Genomic DNA, 21,903 nt, shown 5'->3' on the forward strand with positions numbered 1-21,903 from the left:
AGAGGTCCGGGCCAATGTCAGGCAACGGGGGTCTTTTCCGCTCGGACCTTGAACCAGATGGCATACATCGCCGGGAGGAACGCCAGCGTCATCACGGTGCCGGCGATGGTGCCGCCGATCAGCGTGTAGGCAAGCGTTCCCCAGAACACCGAATGGGTCAGCGGAATGAAGGCAAGCACCGCTGCCAGGGAGGTCAGGATCACCGGGCGCGCCCGATGAACCGTCGCCTCGATGATGGCGTGGAGGGTCTCCATCCCTGCTTGTTCGTTCTCATGGATCTGACCAATGAGGATGAGCGTGTTGCGCATCAGGATTCCCGACAACGCGATCAATCCAACCAGCGCGTTGATGCCGAACGGTTGCTGGAACAGCAGCAGTGTTGGCACCACGCCGATCAATCCCAACGGGCTGGTCATGAACACCATGATCATCGCCGAGATGGACCGCACCTGCAGGATGATGATCAGCAGGGTCACCGCCAGCATGATCGGGAACAGCGGCAGCATGGCGCTCATGGCCTTGCCCGATTCCTCGATGGAACCCGCCTGCGCAATGGCGTAGCCCTCGGGCAGCGAGGCAATGAGTGGCTCGAGCTGCCTGCTGATCGCGGCGGATACGTCCGGTGGCTGCAACGCATCGTCGATGTCACCGCGCACGGTGATGGTGGGCACCCGATCACGACGGCGCAGCACCGGCTCTTCCATCCGGACCTCCACTGTGCCGATCTGGGACAGCGGCACGCGCTGGCCGGCCGCACCGACCAGAGTGAAGTCCGCAATCCGGCCCGGATCCAGGCGTGTGTCCCCGCCGGATCGAGCGACAACCTCGACGGTGCGGATGTCCTCACGAACAGCCGTGACGGGCACCCCGCTCAGGAAGAACTGCAACTGCTGCGAGACAGAGGCCGACGTCATGCCCATCGCTTGCAGGCGGTCCTGATCCAGCATGAAGTGCAGCGTCGGCGTGCGCACGCCCCAATCGGTGTTGACCGTGCGCATCATCGGGCTGGCGTGCAGGGTCTGCTCGACCTTGGCCGCAATGCCACGGACGACGTCCGGATCCGGACCACTGACCCGATACGCCACTGGGTAAGGCGAGTAAGGCCCGAACACCAGTTGCGTCACCCGCACACGCGCCTCGGGCGCCAAGCCCTCCGCCACCGCTCGGCGAAGCTTGGCTTTCAAGGCATCACGCTGTTCCTGGCTGTCGGTGCGCACCACGATCTTGGCAAACGCCGGGTCCGGCAGTTCGGGCGATATGGCGAGATAGAACCGGGGCGCGCCCTGACCGATGTAAGCCGTGACGATCTTCGCTTCCTCCTGCGCCGAGAGCCACTTCTCCACCTTCCGGGTCGCCAGGCTGGTCTGTTCGATGGCCGTGCCGTAGGGCATCTGCACTTCGACCAACACCTCCGGACGGTCAGAGATGGGGAAGAACTGCTTTTTCACCAGCCCCATGCCCACTACCGAGAGCACGAACAGTGCGATCACCGACCCAGCAGCAAGCCACTTGCGTGCAATCACGCGCGCCAGGATCGATCGGAAGCGGTTGTAGCGCGGCGTGTCGTAGAGACTGCTGTGCCCGCCTTCGACGGTCTTGAGTTCAGGGAGAAGCTTCACCCCCAGGTAAGGCGTAAAGAACACCGCGACCACCCACGACACGATCAGCGCGATGCCCACGATCCAGAACATATTGCTTGTGTATTCGCCCGCAGTGGACCGGGCAAAGCCGTTGGGCATGAACCCCACCGCAGTCACCAGGGTGCCAGCCAGCATCGGCGCTGCCGTATGGCTCCACGCGTAGGCCGATGCCTTGACCCGGCTGTAGCCCTCCTCCATCTTCACTACCATCATTTCGATGGCGATGATTGCGTCGTCCACCAGCAGGCCAAGCGCCAGGATCAGCGAGCCCAACGTGATGCGGTCGAAGTTCTTGCCGGTTGCGGCCATGACCATGAACACGGCAGCCAGCGTCAGCGGCACAGCTGCGGCCACGACGACACCCACCCGCCACCCCATGCTGACAAAGCACACCAGCATCACCACCAGCAGCGCGGCGAAGAACTTCATCATGAACTCGTCGACCGAGGCACTGATGTTCACCGCCTGATCGGTGACCTTGTCCAGCGCCATCCCTACCGGGAGGCCGGCATTGATCTTCTTGACCTCCGCGTCGAGTGAGGCGCCGAGATCCAGGCCGTTCCAGCCGTCACGCATCACGATCCCAAGCAGCATCGCCGGCTCGCCGCCGTTGCGGATCATGAAGGTCGACGGATCCTCATAACCCCGCTTGACGGTCGCAATGTCCCGCAGTTTCAGCGTCTTGCCCTGTGCAATGACCGGCGTATCGCGGATCTTCTCCAGCTGGTCCAGCGCCCCATCCAGGCGGATGAAGATCTGCGGGCCCATGGCCTCGACCGAGCCTGCGGGCGTCAGGGCATTCTGTCCGTTGAGCGCCCCGAACACCTGCTGTGGTGTGATGCCAAGGTTCGACAGGCGTTCGTGCGAAAGCTCCACATAGATGCGCTCGGGCTGCTCACCGATGATGTTGACCTTCTTCACGCCAGGCACGTGCAGCAAGCGCTGGCGCAGGGTTTCAGCGTCGCGTGCAAGCACACGGAACGGCTCACCCTTCGCTTTCAGTGCGAACAGAGCGAAGGTGACGTCCGCATATTCGTCGTTGACCATCGGCCCGATCACGCCTGCGGGCAGGTTCGCCGCTTCGTCGGCCATCTTCTTGCGCGCCTGGTAAAACTCCTCCTGCACCTCCGAAGGCGGCGTACCGTCCTGCAATGTCAGCGTGGTGAAGGACAAGCCAGGCCGCGTGTAGGTTTCGCTGCGGTCATACCAGCGCAGTTCCTGCAGTCGCTTTTCCAGCTTCTCGGCGACCTGGTCCTGCATTTCCGTCGGCGTGGCACCTGGCCAGGCCGTTACGATGGTCATGACCTTGACGGTGAACGCGGGGTCCTCCGCGCGGCCGAGCTGGAAGAACGACACGATGCCGGCTACGGAAATCAGAAAGATCAGAAAGACCGTGATGGCGCGCTCGCGCACCGCAAGCGCGGACAGGTTGAACCCACTCACTGATGGGCCCCATCTGCAGCGGTGCTCCTGGCCGTGTCAGCCAGACGAACCACCTGCCCTTCCCGCAGCAGGTGTGCGCCAAGCGCCGCCACGCGATCCGAGGCCTTCAACCTGCCCTCGACCAAGGCCTGATCGTCGCCCAACTGCTTGACGGCGACCGGCATCCAGCTGGCTTTGAGCGGCTCACCGCTGATCACCCATACGCCGGTTCCGGTGCCGGGATCGAACAACGCCCCCAGCGGAACCTCAAATCCAGCCGGGACACCGGCAGGTGCCGAGCCCGCAAGCTCGACCGCCACCGTTGAACCCAGCGGCAGTGGGGCACTGCCCTCTTCCAACGTGTAACGGGCTTCGAAGGTCCGGGTTGCGGCGTCTGCCGATTCAGAGAGCACGCGCAACCGCGCGGGAATCCTGCCGTTTCCCCCGAACGAAGACGCCAAGGCGACCGAGCCGATCAGGGGACGAAGCGTTTCCGGCAGTTGGACGACCGCCTCTCGGCTCCCCGCGCGGGCAAGCCGGGCAACCACCTGCCCCGCCGCCACGACCTGACCCGGCTCGGCGTTGATGGTCATGACCACCCCGTCGGCATCGGCAACGAGCGCTGTGTACTGGCTCGCATTGCGCGCAACCCGGGCTTGGGATTCGGCCGCTCCGAGCTGTGCGGCCGCCGCATCGGCCGCCGCTTTGATCTGGTCGTAGGATGATCGTGACACGACGCCCTGGGCCGCCAGATCGCGATACCGCGCTTCGTCGGCCGTGGCCTGCGCGCTCTGCGCACGCGCCGCGATGACGGCCTGCTGCTGGGCGGCCGCGGCCAGGTTCAGATCGCTGGGGTCCATCCGGTAGAGCACATCGCCGCGCTTGACCGTCTGACCCGTCTCGACGAGGCGCTCAGTAAGCTTGCCTCCCACCCGGAATGCCAGATCGCTCTGCACCCTTGCCGCGATGGTGCCGGTGAATGTGCGCGCGTTTCCCGCGCCCGGTTGCACGGTGGCAACCCGGACGATGGGCGGCGCAGTCCGGGGGTCGATGTCATCCGACGTTCCGCAGGCTGCAAGGAACAACGTAACAACACAGGAGATGGCTGTGAACACAAAACGGCGCCGCATACAGACTTCCGGAGTGGGGTATCCGGACGCATTCTGTTCCTAGTGACCATTTACGTCAATAGTCACTACCGCAGCGGGGACAGACTCCGAAGCACCAGGTCCTGCAGTGCGGTAGGCGCTTCCTCATGCCAGACCGACAGGTGGGGAAGCGTCACCGGGTTCAGATACGGCACCAGCACCTGGTAGACCGCGCGGCTGGTCTCTTCCAGCGGCGTTGAGTTCTCAAATGCGCCGGAGGCGCGTCCAGCTGCCAGGATCTCTTCGACAAGCTGCCGGATGCGACCTTGGTAGGCCTGGGTCGAGGGCCAGTGATCGGTCGCGGCCGCCACGGCAATTTCATAGAGCCGGCGATCCTGGAGGAACAGGCGAAGACTGGCCTCCACGATGACGGTGAACAGAACACGAAGCCTTTCAGGTGGCGCTTGAACGCCCTTCAAGGCGGCATGCACCTCGCTTTCGATCTGCCCGAGGCAATTGGCGCAGATGACCTCCCCGATGGCTTGTTTGGAGGCAAAGAACTTGTAGATGTAGGCCTTGGAGAAACCAATGGCCTTGGCCAGGTCGGACACCGTGGTCTTGTCGTAGCCGTAGTGGCTGAAGTGCGCGGTGGCCGCCTCGATGATCTGCGTGCGCACATCGTGCTCAGCGGGGCCGCGCCCGGCGTCAAGCGCTGCGGAGGGTGAAATGGACATGGGCCAAGGGTAGCGCCGCGGAGTGAACCGGGCAAACGGTGACCGATCGGGTATGGGTTCACCCCAGCCTGTTGCCGTGGTGACCGCAACGGTACTCAGCGCCGAAGGACAGCCTCAGGCCACAGGGGCATCCGGCAACCGCGCCAGTATGTCGTCCCGACAGGCGTCCAGAATCTCGTCGGCCAGCGCCGCATCATCCGGGCAGGACCGCGACAACACCACCGCGCCCACCGCCTGCGCAATCAGGGCGATCCGCCGCGCACGGCTGCGCTCAGCAGCAGCGGCATCCACGTGACCCTCGGGACCTGCTCCCGCTGCCAGCCGCGCTTCGATACCGGTTGCGAACGCAGCCTTGACCGACGCCGGCTGACGCGCGGCGTCCGTGCACAGTGCCGCCATCGTGCAGCCCTGCCCCGGCGCATCCCGGTGTTCACGGGACAGGTAACAGGTCAGGAACGCACGCAGATCGGTCTCGGCCAAGGCCTCGGCGGATGCCTCAAAACCAAAGGTGGCAGCTTCAGCCATCAGGTCGGTCTTGGAGGCGAAGTGCTTGTAGAAGCCGCCGTGGGTAAAACCCGCGGCCCCCATCAGGTCTGCCACGCCAACGCCATCGTATCCCCGCTCCCGGAACAGCGTGGAGGCGGTTTCGACGATGTGCGCCCGGTTGGCCTGCGCCTGTGCCTTGGTGACCTTCATGAACGATGCCCTGCAACGCTGTGCTGCGGAAGTAAGGCACTTTATCACACTTAGATTATGTGCATCATCAAACCGTTGACATCTAAGATTACGATCATCATCATTGTGTCGCAGCCGCGCTCGAGGGCTTCCGCCGTCCTGAAGACCGCGCGACCTTGAACGCATTGACAGATACGACGCCGCAGTAGCCGTTCGCCCACCCATTTCCACGAGACACACCATGAGCCTGCTTCCCACCGTCCTCGTCACCGGCGCCTCCAGCGGCATCGGCGCCGTTTACGCCGAACGCTTCGCACGCCGCGGCCACGACCTGGTGCTGGTCGCGCGCGACAAGGCGCGCCTGGACACACTGGCCGCCCGCCTGCGCCAGGACACCGGGGTCGCCGTCGACGTCCTGCCGGCCGACCTCACCCAGCACACCGATCTGGCCAACGTGGAAACCCGCCTGCGCGACGACGCCCGCATCGGCGTCCTGATCAACAACGCGGGCATGGCCCAGTCCGGCGGCTTCACCGCGCAGTCGGCCGACAGCATCGACCAGCTGGTGACACTGAACACCCTCGCCCTGACGCGCCTCGCCGCCGCCGTTGCACCGCGACTGGGCGACGCCGGCGAAGGCGCTATCGTGAACATCGGCTCGGTGGTGGGTCTGGCACCCGAGTTCGGCATGTCCGTCTACGGTGCGACCAAGGCCTTCGTCCTGTTCCTGTCGCAGGGGCTCAGCCTGGAACTGTCGCCCAAGGGCGTGTATGTGCAGGCCGTGCTGCCTGCCGCCACGCGCACCGAGATCTGGGAGCGTGCCGGCATCGACATCAGTACGTTGTCGGAGGTGATGGATGTCGGCGAGCTGGTGGATGCCGCCCTGGTCGGTTTTGATCGTCGCGAGACCGTGACCATCCCGCCGCTGCATGTGGCCGAACGCTGGGACACATTGGAGGCATCGCGCCAGGGCCTGCTCTCGGACGTCCGGCAGGCGCAGGCAGCGGAGCGCTATCGCGCATGAAGGCCTTCCTCATCGACCGCTATGGCAAGAACGAAACAGGACGCATCGATGACGTGCCGACGCCGTCGCTGCGCGATGACGATGTGCTCATCCGGGTGCATGCTGCCAGCGTCAACGCGCTGGACACGAAGATCCGGCGGGGCGAGTTCAAGGTGATCCTGCCGTACCGCCTGCCGCTTATTCTGGGCAACGACCTGGCCGGTACGGTGGAGCGCGTCGGCGCCAGCGTTCGCCAGTTCAAGCCAGGCGACGAGGTGTACGCACGTCCCGACGATGACCGCATCGGGACGTTCGCGGAGTTCATCGCCGTCAAGTCTACGTCTGTGGCACTCAAACCCAACAACCTCACCATGGTGGAGGCGGCCTCGCTGCCGCTGGTCGCGCTGACCGCGTGGCAGGCACTGGTCGAAACCGCCCAGCTGAAGCCCGGGCAGAAGGTCTTCATCCAAGCGGGCTCAGGCGGCGTCGGCTCCGTAGCGATCCAGCTGGCCAAGCACCTCGGCGCGTTCATTGCCACCACCACCAGTACGCCGAACGTGGCCTGGGTGAAGGACTTGGGCGCGGACGTGGTCATCGATTACAGGCAGCAGGATTTCGCTACGGAACTGCACGGCTACGATGTGGTGCTCTACAGCCTGGGCAAGGATGAACTGCAGCGATCGCTGCAGATCCTCAAGCCGGGTGGCCATCTTATTTCCATCTCGGGGCCGCCCACGCCCAGCTTTGCCGCTGCGCGCGGGCTGGCCTGGCCGCTCAAGCAGGTCATGCGCCTGCTCAGCCTTGGCATCCGCAGGAAGGCCAAACTGAAAGGGGTGACGTACTCCTTCGTCTTCATGCGGGCTGATGGGGCGCAACTGAGCACCATCACATCACTCGTCGAGTCCGGCGCAATCGCTCCCGTCATTGATCGGGTATTCCCGTTCCAGGATACCCAGGGTGCGCTGGCGCATGTGGAGAGCGGTCGGGCGAAGGGCAAAGTGGTGGTGGAACTGCCGTAGCGGGAGGGCTTCTTGAAGCCATCCTCACGCGATCGTGGTGGCAAGTCACCAGTTCCAACGCATGCCCACCTTGCTGTTCCAGGATGTCTCATCGCCGTTGAAGCTCCACGTGTAATCGACGTCCGCGAACAAGTAGCCGGTATCACTTACCTGCCACGTACCTCCCAGGCCGACCTCGCCCCAGCTGTCGCCGAGGTCGGCCGTAAAAGGCACATACCCGGTCGCGCTGGAGAACTCTGTCCGGGGCGATCCGTTGAACTCGTGCCACGCGTTCAGGCGAAGCCACGCATCGCTGGCCCGGGCGCCGCCGTTGCGGCCCTGGCCACTGCCGATGCGGTTGAGCCGGATGCCCAACCTGCCCACCGTGGAATCGCCGTCGCTGTAGCGTACGCGCGCGATGTCATCGACCAAGTCGTCGACGTCCACGCGCTGCCAGATCACCTGCGTCTGGGGTTCGATTCTCCAACCGGTCAGATCTTCCGCGGTGTCACCCGAACCCAGGGCGAAGGGCCACCCGCCCTCCAGCGAAAGAACCGTGCCATTGCCGTTGGTGAAGGTGTCGGGCAACCGTGTCGATCGCGCGCGCAGGTCATATGACGTGTATTGGGCCACGGCATCCAGGTAGCCGCCGCGGGCGTTGAACCCGGTCCAGTAGGCGCCGATCGTGCGGGCATCGAACTCGTCGCTGCCGGCGTGGAAGTCATGATCCAGAATGTTGTGGCGAACGTCTCCCTTGCCCTTGCCGTAGGCCAGGTAGCCACCTGCGTGCTGACGGTTGCCCTCTGAGTCGATGGAGCGGTAGAAGTCCAACCCGATCTGAAGCGCTTGGAATCGGTAATCGAAGCCCGGGCCACGGTTTCCGTAGATTCCCTGGTTCCCGCCGTCCCGCTCGCCGTCGTGGGCCAGCACTCTCACCCATGCGCCATTCAAGCCGGTCCGGTCTTCGTCCAGATCGGTGCGCTGCCTGAGCAGGTGTTGGTCGCCGACGCGCTCGTGCAGGGTGTCCACCAGCGCCCGGCCATACAGCGCGGACATGACCGGCAAGGCGGCGGCAAGCGACACCTCCTGCCGATATGCAGGCGTCGGTGGCACCGGTGGCACAGGGGGTGTCGGCGGCGGAACGGGCGGAGGGTTTGGCGGTGCCGGGCATGGCGGGACCGGAGCACCGGGGGCGGCGCAGTCGATCGTCGACCGCAGGAACCAGCTGTTCTGGTTGTCGGCGGAGCCGACGCCACTGGCACCTCCGCGGTAAAGGAAATACTCATACGGCCCGGCCACGACCGGGGCCGAAAGTGCGAACGTGTCAGCGGCTGTGGTCGAGTTGACCGCCTGGACCAACAAGATGCCGTCAGCGGCGGTAAGCGCGCCTCCCCCGCCGGTGTTTCGCACCTGGATGGTTCCCGGCCCCGTCCCTGTGCCATCGAGGATGACCAGGCGATCAGAGGGCGAGTCATCGGCAGCAAGCCAAGCGTTCATCGCCAGCGTCCCATCGCCGGCATAGCGGTTCACGGTAAGCGTCTTGTAGCTGCTGGCCAATGTGGGTGGGCCGACAGGGGGAGCGAAATCGATCACGCTGGGGTCGTTGACCAGGTCGGTCAGCACCGACGAGCCGGTGAGGAACCACGTGCTGTCGATGAGCGTGACTGAGGACGTGCTGCCAAGGGCAGTCTGAGCGGAGCCTGTCAGCGTGGAGCGGGCGATGGTCAGGATGCCATCGGCCGCCGCGGAGCCGCCGGCAGCGGGGCCCACGTCCAGCCATTGCCCACTGCCACCTACCTGGGTATCGCTTAGATCAACCAACGCCCCAGTCCCGTCTATGGTCACCGTGCCGCCTTGGGCATTGCCCAGGCTCCCGCGGGCGAACCGGACTGAGGCATCTGCTCCCGTGAGCAACAGGGCAGGCACGGCCGCGCCAGTAGCCGCAGAGTTCACCACCACGTTGGTCGCGTCCAGGGTTGCTGCATCGCTGACCTGGATTACCGGGGCGCCCGCCCCACCACCGCTGGCAGTGCCTCCACCCGACAGCACTGCGCTCGTGCCGCTGCCGTTCGCCGAGAGAGCGGTGCCGGGACCGGAGACGGCGATGGTGCCCGCATGGTTGAAGACAGCGGCATTGGTGAGGGAAATGCCGGTACCCGTTGAGCCACTTGCCGAGACGGCCAATGACGAACCCCCGGCACCAATGAACGTGCTTGCATCCAACTGGATGGCCGTCGCCGCGTTTTGTCCGACGCCTACCCGAAGCGTGCTCCCGGACTGAAGCTCGAAGGTGCTTGCGGCGATGCCGTTCAAGCCGAGATCACCGCCCGTGATGCCCGGAGTGCCCGAGCCAAACACGACGGCTCCAGAGTCGTTCCGAATGCCGACAGACCCTGCTCCGGTCGCAGTGATGGCACTGGTTCCATCGATGGTCAGGCTGGTGCCGTCATGCATCAGGGCACCGAAGCTGTTCGCGCCCGCTGAAACCGTCGTGTTCGTAAGGCGCCCGACAGCGCCCGTGGCCATGAAAAGGCCCCAGCTTCCGGTGCCGACGTTGAACTGGCTGTCGGTGGCGGTGAGGCGGGCCGGTGCGAGTGCGCCATTGCCCCACCACCCAACGCTGTCATTGCCGAGCGTGATCGAGCTGCGGAGGACATTTGATCGGGAGCCTGCGATGGCGCCTGTGTAGGACCCGGCGAAGTAGTTGTAGATGCCCAGCGAGTAGTTGCCTGCGGTGATCGTGCTGTCGGTCAGGTTCAACTCGGCCTCTCCGCCGACCAGCGCTCCACGGGTCCGGCCGGTGCCAGCGATTCCATCGCCCAACGTGACGGTCATGTTCGACGCATTGATCTGGCCCAGAGCACTTTGACCCGGCAGACCGCCCCCAGGTCCGGAGTTCGTGATCTGGAACGCGGTGGCCAACGTGGTGGGCAGATTGACCACCGTGCCGTTGGCGTTGACCACACCGCCTCCGAACGCCGTCAGCGCTGCGAGGGTCATGGTCGGCGAGTAGGTGTTGGCGGGATTGAGGCCCACTACCGTGCCCGCCCCCAGGTTGAGTACGCCCCCCGTGGTCGCGATGGCGTTGGCCAGGGATTGGGGTGCCATGTAGATCGTGGTGTTGGTGAACGTGCCGGTTGCGACCGCATAGGCGCCATCCGGCCCACTGAACACGGTGATGGGGCTGAAGAAGCCCGCGCCGCCGGTCGGTATCTCGGCCACGATGTTGTAACCGTTGAATGTAGCCGTGGTGCCATACCCCACCCGGACCACGTCCCAGGTCGTCCCGGGGATCGTTGCATCGGGTAGCGCGTGCGTGGCGCCGTCGCACAGTGATACCACGCGAGGGTTGGTCTGGATGCCTTGGCAGCCAGCCCCCTCCGACGGTGCGGTCAGCAGCGTCGTTCCCGACAGCGTGGGCAAGGGTTCCAACCCATGGTCCGGAGGCGGGGCCGCAAAGGTTGCGTAGCTCATGAAGCAGGCGGATGCCAACGCGGTCAGCCGGAACGCCTCTCGAGAGCGCCCCCGGACATCCCCCGTCCCCTTTGCCATACCCATCGGCGTAGATGACATGTCGAGCTCCACTTGGGAGCATCGAGTCTATTTTTGCCTGCTGCCACGCGCATCCGCACAACTGCCGGTTACTCGTCAGTATGTTTACTGAATTCCACAGTGCCAACAGGCTGCTACACGCGACTCAGAGACTAAACGCGACCACCCTGCCCCTGATAGCGAACCCTGATCACCTGCGGCCGCCCCATGTCCGCGCTCCGCCAGGAGCAGACGTTCAGTACTTGAACGCTGGCGAGCCTGACACTCAGACACCCTCCAACGGCGTCTCCGACCAGTCTTCATGGCGCTCATCCGCCTTCCACTAGCGGACATCCGGCGGCCCGAGCTTGGTCGACGGAGACAGTTCCGGCGCCACAACGGCGAGGTCGTAGCCGAGGATGAGCTCGCGCCACTCAGGCGTCAGGTCGTCCATATCCTTGCTGCGCAAACGGCGCAGATCCACCAGGATCCAGTCGCCCGGTGCCATGCCCGAGGGGCGGGCCGACATCACATCCTTGCGCCAGTCGCTGTCCTTGCCGGTGGTCGCATCGAAGTCGTACACCTTCATCGGGCGACCGACCCCGTTGTATCCGGCGCCGACACCTTTCGCGCCACCCACCATCAGGTGCACGGCCTTCACGCCCTGTCCGTCGGCATGTTCGGCGACGAAGTTACCCACGTCGCGCTGGCCAAGCGGGTTGTAGCCTTTGTAGAGATGAAAGGCGCCGAACTTCATCAGCACGCGCGCCTGCGGCACCGCGTCGAAATGGGCCGCGAGCGTCCGCTTCATCAGGCGCGCCCTGCGTCCGTTCGGATCGCCACGACCCGACTGCGAGGCCTGATAGATGGCGCGCGTTTCGCGCAAGGCGGCGAACAGGGCCTTTGCCCGGTCGCCGCCGTCCTGGTCGATGGCTTTCCCCGCCGTATCCAGCGTCGCATCGGTGACCTTCAACAGGAACAGGTCCATGGGTGAGCCGGAGGCGAGCGCGGCCTGTACGGCCGTCCGCTCCTGTCTGGCCAAGGCCTCGATCTGGGCACGGGCGAGCGGCCCTGGGGCGGACGCCAGCATCTGGTCGAACAGATAGCCGCTTACCCCCAGAAACTCCTGATCCAGCCCCCACAACGTGAAGTCCGGCCCGGCAACAGCGGCGCACTCGGCCACCGTCTGGCCTTCGGCGCGGCTGTTGAGAAACGCCATGGCGTCGGGATAGGTGGTCATGAAGTCGGTAATCTGCTGTTCGCGGTCCGGCGCTCTCATCCGTGCGTCGACTGCAGTGGCGACCTCCGGACCGGTCTCGACGGCCATGGCGGTCAGGCCGCCGGGCGCCATCAATCGACAGACGTTCGTGGTGAAGGCGGGAATCTCACGCGAAAAATGGCTCTCGCCGATGAGGACGTACCGGCTGGCCTCTACAGCGTCCGACAGAATGGCGGCGCCCGGGCCCGAGAAGCCCTCCGGCCGCACGGTCAGCGGCGACCCTGCCTGCGCCAGGCGATCTGCGAAGGAGAGAGGCACAGCGGTCTCCGCACTGGCGGAAGCGGCGCACAGACATGCGAGCGACAGTGCCGCCCCGATCGACTTCAGACGCATCTTGCTTATCCCCTTGGATGAATCGGCGTGACGGCGGGAACCCGCTCAACCCAGTGTAGAGCAAGTGCACTTCGGCCAACGCTTGACGGCAGGGCCGGCCCCGCCAGCCGCACCCGACCTTCACAGCTACCAAGGCACCCCAAATGCAACTATGAAGGCCGCGACCTGCCCCCTCGGTAACCCATGCCCCACTTTCGTCGTCTTTTTGGTCGTTGGCTCCGCCTGCGTCGGCTCGTGCGTTGGCGTTGGCGTGAGCGCCAGGCCTCGGTCCCGGCCATCGAAGCCACCGAGGTCCCACTGCGTGCCGCGCTGTACAGCGTTGAACAGATGGAGGTGTACGGCCGCGCACTGGCGCGCCAGCATCGGGTGCGGATGCGACCTGGCGCAGAGCGCCTGCTCGATCGCCTGCAGGCCAACGAGCGTGTCCTCGAAGACGCCAACACGCTGCTCAGCAACGTAGTGCGCGAACAGCGGCCGGTGACCCCGGCCGGGGAATGGCTGCTCGACAACTACTACCTGATCGAAGAACAGATCCAGACTGCGCGACGCCACCTGCCGCGCGGCTACAGCCGGCAGTTGCCCTCGCTTGTCGGCGGCCCCTCCGCCGGGCTGCCGCGCGTGTATGAACTGTCGATGCAGGCCATCGCGCACGGCGATGGCCGCATTGATGCCGATACCCTGGGCCGCTTCATCGCCTCGTACCAGTCGCTCGCGCCGCTGAGCCTGGGCGAACTGTGGGCCGTGCCCATCATGCTGCGCCTGGCCCTGCTGGAGAATCTGCGGCGCATGGCGGCGCGGGTGATGCGCGACGGGACAGACCGTGGCCTGGCCGCCCAATGGGCGGACAACCTCAATCGCGCTGCCTCCGACACCCCTACCGATGTGGTCCTGGTGGTCGCCGACATGGCACGCTCCGAGCCACCTCTGACCGGCGCCTTCATTGCCGAACTGACCCGCTCGCTGCAGGGGCGCGGCGGCGCATGGGCCATGCCCGTCGCCTGGCTGGAACAGTGGGCAGCCGCGGCCGGGCAGCGCATCGACGAACTGGTCGCCGCCGAGGGGCAGCAACAGGCGGCCGACCAGGTCTCGATCGGCAACAGCATCGGCAGCCTGCGCTTCCTCTCCACCATGGATTGGCGCACCTTTGTCGAAGATATGAGCGTGGTCGAGCAGCGGCTGCGGGACGACCCCATGGGCGTCTATGCGCAGATGGATTTCGGCACCCGCGACGCCTATCGCCACGTGGTGGAGAAGATTGCCCGCGGCAGCCGCGTCGCCGAGGAGCGCGTTGCGACCATCGCGCTGGACCTGGCACGAGCTGCGCCGCTCGAGGGGCCGCGCACGCACGTGGGCTACTGGCTCGTCGGCGAAGGCGTGAACGCCACCATTGACGCGGTGGCCGAGGCAGCCCCGCGCCACCGCAAGGCACCGCGACTGGCGCATCGCGTGCCGCTGGCTCTTTACCTGCTGCCGATCATCCTGCTTGCGGTGCTGGCCACCGGCGGCCTGCTGGCCACCGGCAGTGGCGCGGCGCCCGTCTGGCTGGCCGCGCTGCTCGGGCTGCTGGTCTTCAGCGAGCTGGGCATCGTCCTGGTCAACTGGACCGCGACGGTGCTGGTCACGCCCAGGCCGCTGCCCAAGCTCGATTTCAGCGAAGGCATCCCTGCCGCCTGCGCCACCGTGGTCGCGGTCCCGTCGATGCTGTCCAGCATCGACGGCATCGACGTCCTGACCGAAGCGCTGGAGGTCCGCTTCCTGGCCAACCGCGATCCCCAGCTGCGCTTCGTGCTGCTGACCGACTTTCTCGATGCCGCGGCAGCCGAGACGCCGACGGACGCCACCCTGCTTGCGCATGCCGTGGAGCGGATCGAGGAATTGAACCGTCGTTACGCGCCAGAGCGCGGCGATCGCTTTTACCTGCTGCACCGCCCCAGGCAATGGAACCCGGGCGAAGGCGTGTGGATGGGACACGAGCGCAAGCGCGGCAAGCTGGCCGCGCTCAACGCCCTGCTCCGCCAGGGCAATGCGGCCGCGTTCATGCGCGTCGTCGGTGACGCGGCGGCTCTGATCGGCGTCCGCTACGTGATCACCCTGGATTCGGACACACAACTTCCGCGGGATGCGGCACGCGCCTTCGTCGCCACCCTGGCGCACCCACTCAACCGCCCGCGCTTCGATCCGACGCTGCAACGCGTGGTGGAAGGCTACGGCATCCTGCAGCCCAGCGTCGGCACCAGCCTGGGCCGGCGCCGCACCTCGCGTTTTGCCCGGATGTTCGGCAGCGAGCCGGGTATCGACCCGTACACGCGCATGGTCTCGGACGTCTACCAGGATCTGTTCGACGAAGGCTCGTTCGTGGGCAAGGGCATCTATGACGTCGAAGCCTTCGAGCATGCGCTCGAGGGCCGCCTGCCCGAGAACCGCATCCTCAGCCATGACCTGCTGGAAGGCTGCTATGCACGCGCAGGGCTGGTCAGCGACGTGCGCCTGTACGAGGACTATCCCGAACGCTACGCCGCCGACGCCAAGCGCCGTGCGCGCTGGATTCGTGGCGACTGGCAGCTGCTGCCGTGGTTGCTGCCGTGGACGCCGCGCCCGGGATCCGGATGGGAACGCAACCGGCTCAGCCTGCTGTCGCGCGGCAAGTTGCTGGACAACCTGCGCCGGAGCCTGGTGCCGATCGCGGCGCTGGCCTTGTTGATGGCGGGCTGGCTGTATGCCGGAAACCCGGCCGCATGGACGGCGTGGGTGCTGGCGCTGTGGTTCGCGCCGCCGCTGATCGGCATGCTGCGCGATGCGCTGAGCGTTCCGGAAGACACGCCGCTGGAAGCGCACTACATCATGGTCGGGCGCGGTACGTTGCAGTCGTTGCTGCGCGCGTGCACCCAGATCGCCTGCCTGCCCTACGAGGCGTTGCTGGCCGGTGGTGCGATCCTGCGCACGCTCTGGCGCATGGCCATCACCCGCCGTCACCTGCTGCAATGGAACCCCTCCAGCGAGGTCGAGCGCCGTCTCGGCGGCGACCGCGGCGCGGAATGGCGTGTGATGGCACCGGCGTCGCTGCTGGCGCTCGCGCTGGCGGCGGTCGTGGCCAGCGTGCATCCGCAGGCGCTGCCTGTGGCCCTGCCCCTGCTGCTGGCGTGGACCTTCGCGCCCGCCTTGATGGCGTGGCTGGGCCGGCCGCCGGCGGCGAGCGTGGCCGAACTGTCCGTGACCCAGCGGGCCTTCCTCGGCCGGCTGGCGCGGCGCACCTGGTCGTTCTTCCAGGCCTGGGTACGCGAGCAGGATCACTGGCTCCCACCGGACAACATCCAGGAGCATCCGACGCTGGTCGTCGCGCGCCGCACGTCGCCGACCAACATCGGCCTGTCCCTGCTGGCCAATCTGTCCGCGTGGGATTTCGGGTATCTCCAGCAGGGTGCGGTCGCCAAACGTACCGCCCTTACGTTCGATACGCTGGACCAGCTGCCGCGCCATCGCGGCCACTTCCTGAACTGGTACGACACCGAAACCCTGGCGCCGCTGCCGCCACGCTACGTCTCCACCGTGGACAGCGGCAACCTGGCTGGCCATCTGCTGACACTGCGCCAAGGCCTGCTCGCGCTGGTCGACGCGCCTGTCTTGGCGCCGCACACGTTCGACGGCCTGGCCGATACGCTCGGCGTGCTGGAAGAGGAACGCCAGCGCCATCGCCCCGGTGACACGCCGCTCGGCGAGGCGCTCAACCACCTCCGCCAGCGCCTGGCGTCAACGCGTAGCGACCGTCCCCGCGGGACGGCGCAGCTGCTCGCCCGGTTGCAGGAGCTGGCCGGCCTGGCCGATGCCGTGCTGGCGCAGTGGCTGGCACCGGAGTCGCCCGAGGAGGGTGAGCTGCACTGGCCGGCCCTGTTCGCTGCCGAATGCCATGCCGCCCAGGCGGCACTCGCCGACCTCCCTGCCGCTGCCGCCGTGGACGGCGAGGCGCCGGTGCCCAGCCTGCGCCAGCTGGCCGCCCTGCCCGGTACGGCCGGTGCGGACGCGCGCGCGCGGATCGAGCAGCTGCACGCTCTGGCGCACCGTGCCGGGCAGTTCTCGCTGATGGAATACGGGTTCCTGTTCTACCGTACCCGCAACCTGCTCTCGATCGGCTACAACGTCGACGACCATCGCCTCGACAACAGCTTCTACGACCTGCTGGCCTCCGAAGCGCGGCTGTGCGCCTTCGTCGCCATTGCCCAGGGTCAGTTGGCGCAGGAGAGCTGGTTCGCGCTCGGCCGGATGCTCACCGAAGTCAACGGCACGCCGACGCTGCTGTCATGGAGTGGCTCGATGTTCGAGTACCTCATGCCGCAGCTGGTGATGCCGAGCTATCCGGACACCCTGCTCGACCAGACCGCACGTCACGCGGTCGAGGCGCAGATCGTCTACGGCCGTACCTTGAACCTGCCGTGGGGCGTATCCGAGTCCGGCTACAACGCCGTCGATGCCCGCCTGAACTACCAGTACCGGGCGTTCGGCGTGCCGGGGTTGGGTCTCAAGCGCGGCCTGGGCCAGGATCGGGTCATCGCGCCCTATGCCAGCATGATGGCGCTGATGGTGGCGCCGGAAGCAGCGTGCCAGAACCTCCAGGCGCTCGAAGGATTGGGCTTCTCCGGACGCTTCGGCATGTACGAAGCGATCGACTACACCCCCGCCCGTGTACCGCCGGGGCAGGATCACGTGCTGTTGCGTTCGTTCATGGCCCACCACCAGGGCATGGGCCTGCTGTCGCTGGATTACCTGTTGCGCGACCAGCCGATGCAGCGCCGCTTCGTTGCCGATGTCGAGTTCCAGTCCACCCTCCTGCTGCTGCAGGAACGCATCCCGCGCATCGGTGTATTCCATCCCCATGAGGTCGAATCCCTGGGCGAGCACGCCGCCATGGCCGAGCACGAGACCTCCCTGCGCGTCCTGCGCGATCCGGGTGGTCCGCGCCCTGAAGTGCAGCTGCTGTCCAACGGCCGCTACCACGGCATGCTGACCCATGCCGGCGGCGGCTACAGTCGCCACGGCGACCTGTCACTCACCCGTTGGCGCGAAGACGGCACCACCGATGCCTGGGGCTCGTTCTGCTATCTGCGCGACGTGGACAGCGGCGAGTTCTGGTCTGCCGCCTACCAGCCCACCTGCGTGGCAGTGGACAATTACGAGGCGATCTTCTCCGACGCCAAGGCAGAGTTCCGCGGTGCCCGCCGCGGCTGCGAGAGCCACCTGCAGGTCGCCATCTCCGCCGAGGACGACATCGAGCTCAGGCGCCTGCGCCTGACCAACCGCAGCCGTCGCCAGCGCACGGTGGAAATCACCACCTATGCCGAAGTGGTGCTCGCCCCCGCCGCATCCGACGATGCGCATCCGGCCTTCAGCAACCTCTTCGTGCAGAGCGAGATCCTGTCGGCCAAGCAGGCCGTGCTATGCACGCGCCGGCCCCGTTCGCACGACGAGGTACCGCCGTGGATGTTCCATCTGGCGGCGGTGCATGACGCCGAGGTGGTGGCGATCTCCTACGAAACCGACCGCGCACGCTTCCTCGGTCGTGGCAATACGCCGCGGACACCGCAGGCGTTGACCACCGATACCGAGCTCTCCGGCACGGACGGCTCGGTGCTCGACCCGATCGTGGCGATCCGCGTCCGCGTGGTGCTTGAGCCCGAGCAGACGGTGCAGCTGGACATGGTGTACGGCATCGGCGCCGACCGCTCCGGTTGCGAGTCACTGGTAGACAAATACCGTGATCGCCGCCTGGCCGACCGCGTCTTCGACCTGGCCTGGACGCACAGCCAGGTGGTGCGCCGGCAGATCAACGCCAGCCAGGCAGAGGCGTCGCTGTACGAGCGTCTGGCCAGCCACGTGTTGTATTCCAATCCGCTGCTGCGCGCGGGCGCCGCCGTCCTCCAGCAGAACCAGCGAGGACAATCCGGGCTGTGGGGCCATGCCATCTCAGGCGACCTGCCCATCGTCCTGCTCAAGGTCACCGACGCAGAGAACGTGGAACTGGTCAGGCAGCTGGTGCAGGCGCATGCGTACTGGCGCCAGAAGGGCCTCAACACCGACCTGGTCATCTGGAACGACAGCAAGGCCGGCTATCGGCAGGAACTCCAGGACCAGATCCTGGGGATGGTGGCCGCCAGTTCGGAGACCGGCCTGCTCGATCGCCCGGGCGGCATTTTCGTGCGCCCGGTGCAGAACATGAGCCACGAGGACCGCATTCTGTTGCAGGCGGTCGCACGCGTTGTGATCAGCGACGAGGACGGCACGCTGGCCGCGCAGGTCGGACGCCAGCCGCTGCCGGTGCGCCGGATTCCGGCCCTGGTTCCGCAGGCGGAGCAACAGGAGCTGGCCCTGGCGATGGAAGAGACGCCCGGGCTGCCCGTCGTCGCCGACCCGGGACCCGAACCCGGGCTGCCGCCGGGTGCCGAGCACGACGAAGAAGTGGACGACCCGTGGCCGTTCCTTCCGTACCGCGGCGCGGGCCGTTTCGACAACGGCACCGGCAGCTTCAGCGAGGACGGCCGCGAGTACGTCGTGGTGGTGCGCGAAGGCGCCCCGACCCCGGCACCGTGGGCCAACGTGATCGCGAACGCCCGCCTGGGCACGGTCGTCAGCGAGAGTGCACCGGGCTACACCTGGTTCGAGAATGCACACGAATTCCGCTTGACGCCCTGGCTCAATGATCCGGTGTCCGACACCGGCGGCGAGGCCTTCTACGTGCGTGACGAGGACACCGGCCGTGTCTGGTCGCCGATGCCGCTGCCATGCAGGGGCACCGGTGCGTACCGTACCCGCCATGGCTTCGGCTATACGGTCTACGAGCATATCGAAGACGGCATCGCCAGCGAGTTGTGGGTCTTCGTCGATGTCACCGCGCCGCTGAAGTTCTCGGTCCTGCGCTTGCACAACCTCTCGGGCCGCCCACGGCGGCTGTCGGCCATCGGCTACGTTGAATGGGTCATGGGCGACCTGCGCACGAAGTCGCGCATGCACGTCGTCACGGAACGCGACCCGCAGACCGGGGCGCTGCTGGCGCGCAACAGCTACAGCACCGAGTTCGGCGGCCGGATGGCCTTCTTCGACACCGATGCCGAGGGCTGCGGCTGGACCTGTGATCGCCTGGAGTTCATCGGCCGCAATGGTGGCCTGCATGCACCCGCGGCGTTGCGTCGCGAACGTCTGGATGGACGCTTGGGTACGGGCCTGGATCCCTGCGCGGCGATCCAGGTGCCGCTGGTGCTGGCGCCAGGCGACCGCAGTGAAACGACGTTCCGCCTTGGCGCGGGGCGCGACCGCGACGAAACGCTCGCGTTGGCACGAAGCCGCCAGGGCGCCCATGAGGCCATCGATGCGCTGGACGCCGTGCGCATCCACTGGCGCAATGTGCTGGCCACCGTGCAGGTACGCACGCCGGACCCGGCGTTGGACGCGCTGGCCAATGGCTGGCTGGTCTACCAGACCCTCGGCTGCCGCTACCTGGCGCGCAGTGGCTATTACCAGTCAGGCGGCGCGTTCGGATTCCGCGACCAGCTGCAGGACGCACTCGCCCTCGTCCACGCTCGCCCGGACCTGACCCGCGACCACCTGCTGCTCTGCGCTGCCCACCAGTTCGCCGAAGGCGATGTGATGCACTGGTGGCATCCTCCGCAGGGTCGCGGCGTGCGCACCCGCTGCTCGGATGATTATCTGTGGCTGCCCCAGGGAGCGTGCCGTTACCTGGAGGTCACCGGCGACGCCAGCGTGCTGGACGAAGTGGTCGGCTTCATCGAGGGACGCGCGGTGACACCGGAAGAGGAAGGGTATTACGACATGCCCACGCCTTCGACACAGCGCGGCACGCTGTATGCGCACTGCGTCCTCGCGCTGGAGCGCGGTTGCCGGTTGCTCGGCGAGCGTGGTCTCCCGTTGATGGGTACCGGCGATTGGAACGACGGCATGAACCGCGTCGGCGACCAGCAGCGCGGTGAGAGCGTGTGGCTCGGATTCTTCCTCCACGACACGCTTCGCCGCTTCATCGTGCTGGCCAACGCGCGGGGCGATGCAGCCCGTGCGCAGTGGTGCCAGGAGCAGGCCGAGCGCCTGCGTCAGAACCTGGAACAGCACGCCTGGGACGGGGCATGGTACCGCCGCGCCTGGTTCGACAACGGCACCCCGTTGGGCTCCTCGCAAAGCCAGGAATGCCGCATCGATTCGATCTCCCAGAGCTGGTCGGTGCTGTCAGGCGTTGCCGCGCCGGAGCGTGCCCGGGAAGCACTGGATTCGCTCTATAGGCATCTGGTGCGAAAGGACGCCAAGCTGATCCAGCTCCTCGATCCTCCGTTCGACAAGACGACGGAGGACCCCGGCTATATTCGTGGCTACGTGCCGGGCGTGCGCGAGAATGGCGGTCAGTACACCCACGCGGCCGTGTGGGCGGCCATGGCATTCGCACAGCAGGGCGATGCGGTGCGTGCCTGGGAGCTGGCCGACATGATCAACCCGCTCAACCACACGCTGGACCCGGAGGCAGTGCAGACCTACCGCGTCGAACCCTATGTGCTGGCAGCCGATGTATATGCCGTATCGCCGCACGTCGGCCGCGGCGGCTGGACCTGGTACACCGGTTCGGCCGGCTGGATGTATCGCCTGCTGGTCGAATCCCTGCTCGGCATCCGTCGTGACGGTGATCGTCTGTCGCTTGAACCGTGCCTGCCCGATCACTGGCCGTCCTTCGAACTGAGCTACCGCTTCGGGCGCAGCCTGTACGAGTTCGTCGTGACCCGCACTGCGCAGGGCCAGCCGACGCTGCATGTGGATGACGTCCTGCAGCCGGACCTCACCGTCCAGCTCCGCGACGACGGTCATTACTACCGTGTCGCGCTTGACCTGGAGGCGCCGCCGGGATGAACGTGCGCCCCGAAATACAGGTGCAGCTTGATGCGCTGGGCGAGATGCTGGTCCACTGGATGGCGCAGGTGCGCCATCCAGCGCAGTTCTGGCCCCAGTTCGAAATGCTCGCCGGAGAGATTCTCGATCAATGCGCGCACGGGGAGAGAAACCAGGCGTGCGCGTGCATCCAAGCCATGCTCAAAGAGCATGCCTTGGAGCTTCCGGCGTGGCACGAGCATGATGACAGCGTGCCGCCGAGAGAGCCAGGAGCGTGATGACCAGTGTTATCGAACGTGGCCAGCAGCAACAACATTTCATGACTGCGG

At 66.3% G+C, this 21,903-nt stretch carries 10 protein-coding genes; 4 read left to right on the forward strand and 6 right to left on the reverse strand.

Annotated elements, in window-relative coordinates; all coding sequences use genetic code 11:
* Positions 1-17: 17 nt before the first annotated feature.
* From ABE424_RS05600 to ABE424_RS05615, 4 genes are all read right to left on the reverse strand, one after another.
* A complete protein-coding gene (locus ABE424_RS05600; RefSeq protein WP_346492503.1) occupies positions 18-3,083 on the reverse strand; it encodes an efflux RND transporter permease subunit in 3,066 nt (1,021 codons plus the stop codon).
* Positions 3,080-4,192: an efflux RND transporter periplasmic adaptor subunit gene (locus tag ABE424_RS05605; protein WP_346492502.1), complete on the reverse strand. Its 1,113-nt coding sequence runs from the start codon at positions 4,190-4,192 to the stop codon at positions 3,080-3,082. Before ABE424_RS05605 ends, ABE424_RS05600 begins: the two co-directional genes overlap by 4 nt.
* A gap of 65 nt (positions 4,193-4,257) precedes the next feature.
* A complete protein-coding gene (locus tag ABE424_RS05610) occupies positions 4,258-4,884 on the reverse strand; it encodes a TetR/AcrR family transcriptional regulator (RefSeq protein ID WP_346492501.1) in 627 nt (208 codons plus the stop codon).
* A gap of 114 nt (positions 4,885-4,998) precedes the next feature.
* Complete coding sequence (locus tag ABE424_RS05615; RefSeq protein ID WP_346492500.1) at positions 4,999-5,580, reverse strand: TetR family transcriptional regulator; 582 nt, start codon at positions 5,578-5,580, stop codon at positions 4,999-5,001.
* Positions 5,581-5,800: 220 nt separating this feature from the next.
* Here ABE424_RS05615 and ABE424_RS05620 point away from each other — a divergent pair, with 220 nt between their 5' ends.
* On the forward strand, positions 5,801-6,583 hold the full coding sequence (locus tag ABE424_RS05620) for an SDR family oxidoreductase (RefSeq protein WP_346492499.1): 783 nt from the start codon (positions 5,801-5,803) through the stop codon (positions 6,581-6,583).
* Positions 6,580-7,581 carry an NADP-dependent oxidoreductase gene (locus ABE424_RS05625; protein WP_346492498.1) on the forward strand — a complete coding sequence of 334 codons (1,002 nt, stop codon included), beginning with the start codon at positions 6,580-6,582 and terminating at the stop codon, positions 7,579-7,581. Before ABE424_RS05620 ends, ABE424_RS05625 begins: the two co-directional genes overlap by 4 nt.
* 45 nt (positions 7,582-7,626) lie before the next feature.
* Here the strand turns inward: ABE424_RS05625 and ABE424_RS05630 are convergent, their stop codons facing one another.
* Both ABE424_RS05630 and ABE424_RS05635 read right to left on the reverse strand, forming a co-directional pair.
* The gene (locus tag ABE424_RS05630; RefSeq protein ID WP_346501854.1) at positions 7,627-11,133 is read right to left on the reverse strand and encodes an autotransporter outer membrane beta-barrel domain-containing protein; all 3,507 of its coding nucleotides are present in this window, start codon (positions 11,131-11,133) and stop codon (positions 7,627-7,629) included.
* Between the two features lie 301 nt (positions 11,134-11,434).
* Entirely contained in the window at positions 11,435-12,703 is a 1,269-nt protein-coding gene (locus tag ABE424_RS05635) for a hypothetical protein (protein ID WP_346492496.1), read from the reverse strand.
* Positions 12,704-13,030: 327 nt separating this feature from the next.
* Between ABE424_RS05635 and ABE424_RS05640 the strand changes: the two genes are divergently transcribed.
* Together ABE424_RS05640 and ABE424_RS05645 are read left to right on the forward strand one after the other, a co-directional pair.
* Positions 13,031-21,595: a glucoamylase family protein gene (locus ABE424_RS05640; protein WP_346492515.1), complete on the forward strand. Its 8,565-nt coding sequence runs from the start codon at positions 13,031-13,033 to the stop codon at positions 21,593-21,595.
* On the forward strand, positions 21,592-21,852 hold the full coding sequence (locus ABE424_RS05645) for a hypothetical protein (RefSeq protein WP_346492495.1): 261 nt from the start codon (positions 21,592-21,594) through the stop codon (positions 21,850-21,852). Before ABE424_RS05640 ends, ABE424_RS05645 begins: the two co-directional genes overlap by 4 nt.
* Positions 21,853-21,903 lie beyond the last annotated feature (51 nt).

It is taken from the genome of Stenotrophomonas sp. TWI1149 (genome assembly GCF_039673155.1).
GTDB classification, from domain to species: Bacteria; Pseudomonadota; Gammaproteobacteria; order Xanthomonadales; family Xanthomonadaceae; genus Stenotrophomonas; species Stenotrophomonas maltophilia_AA.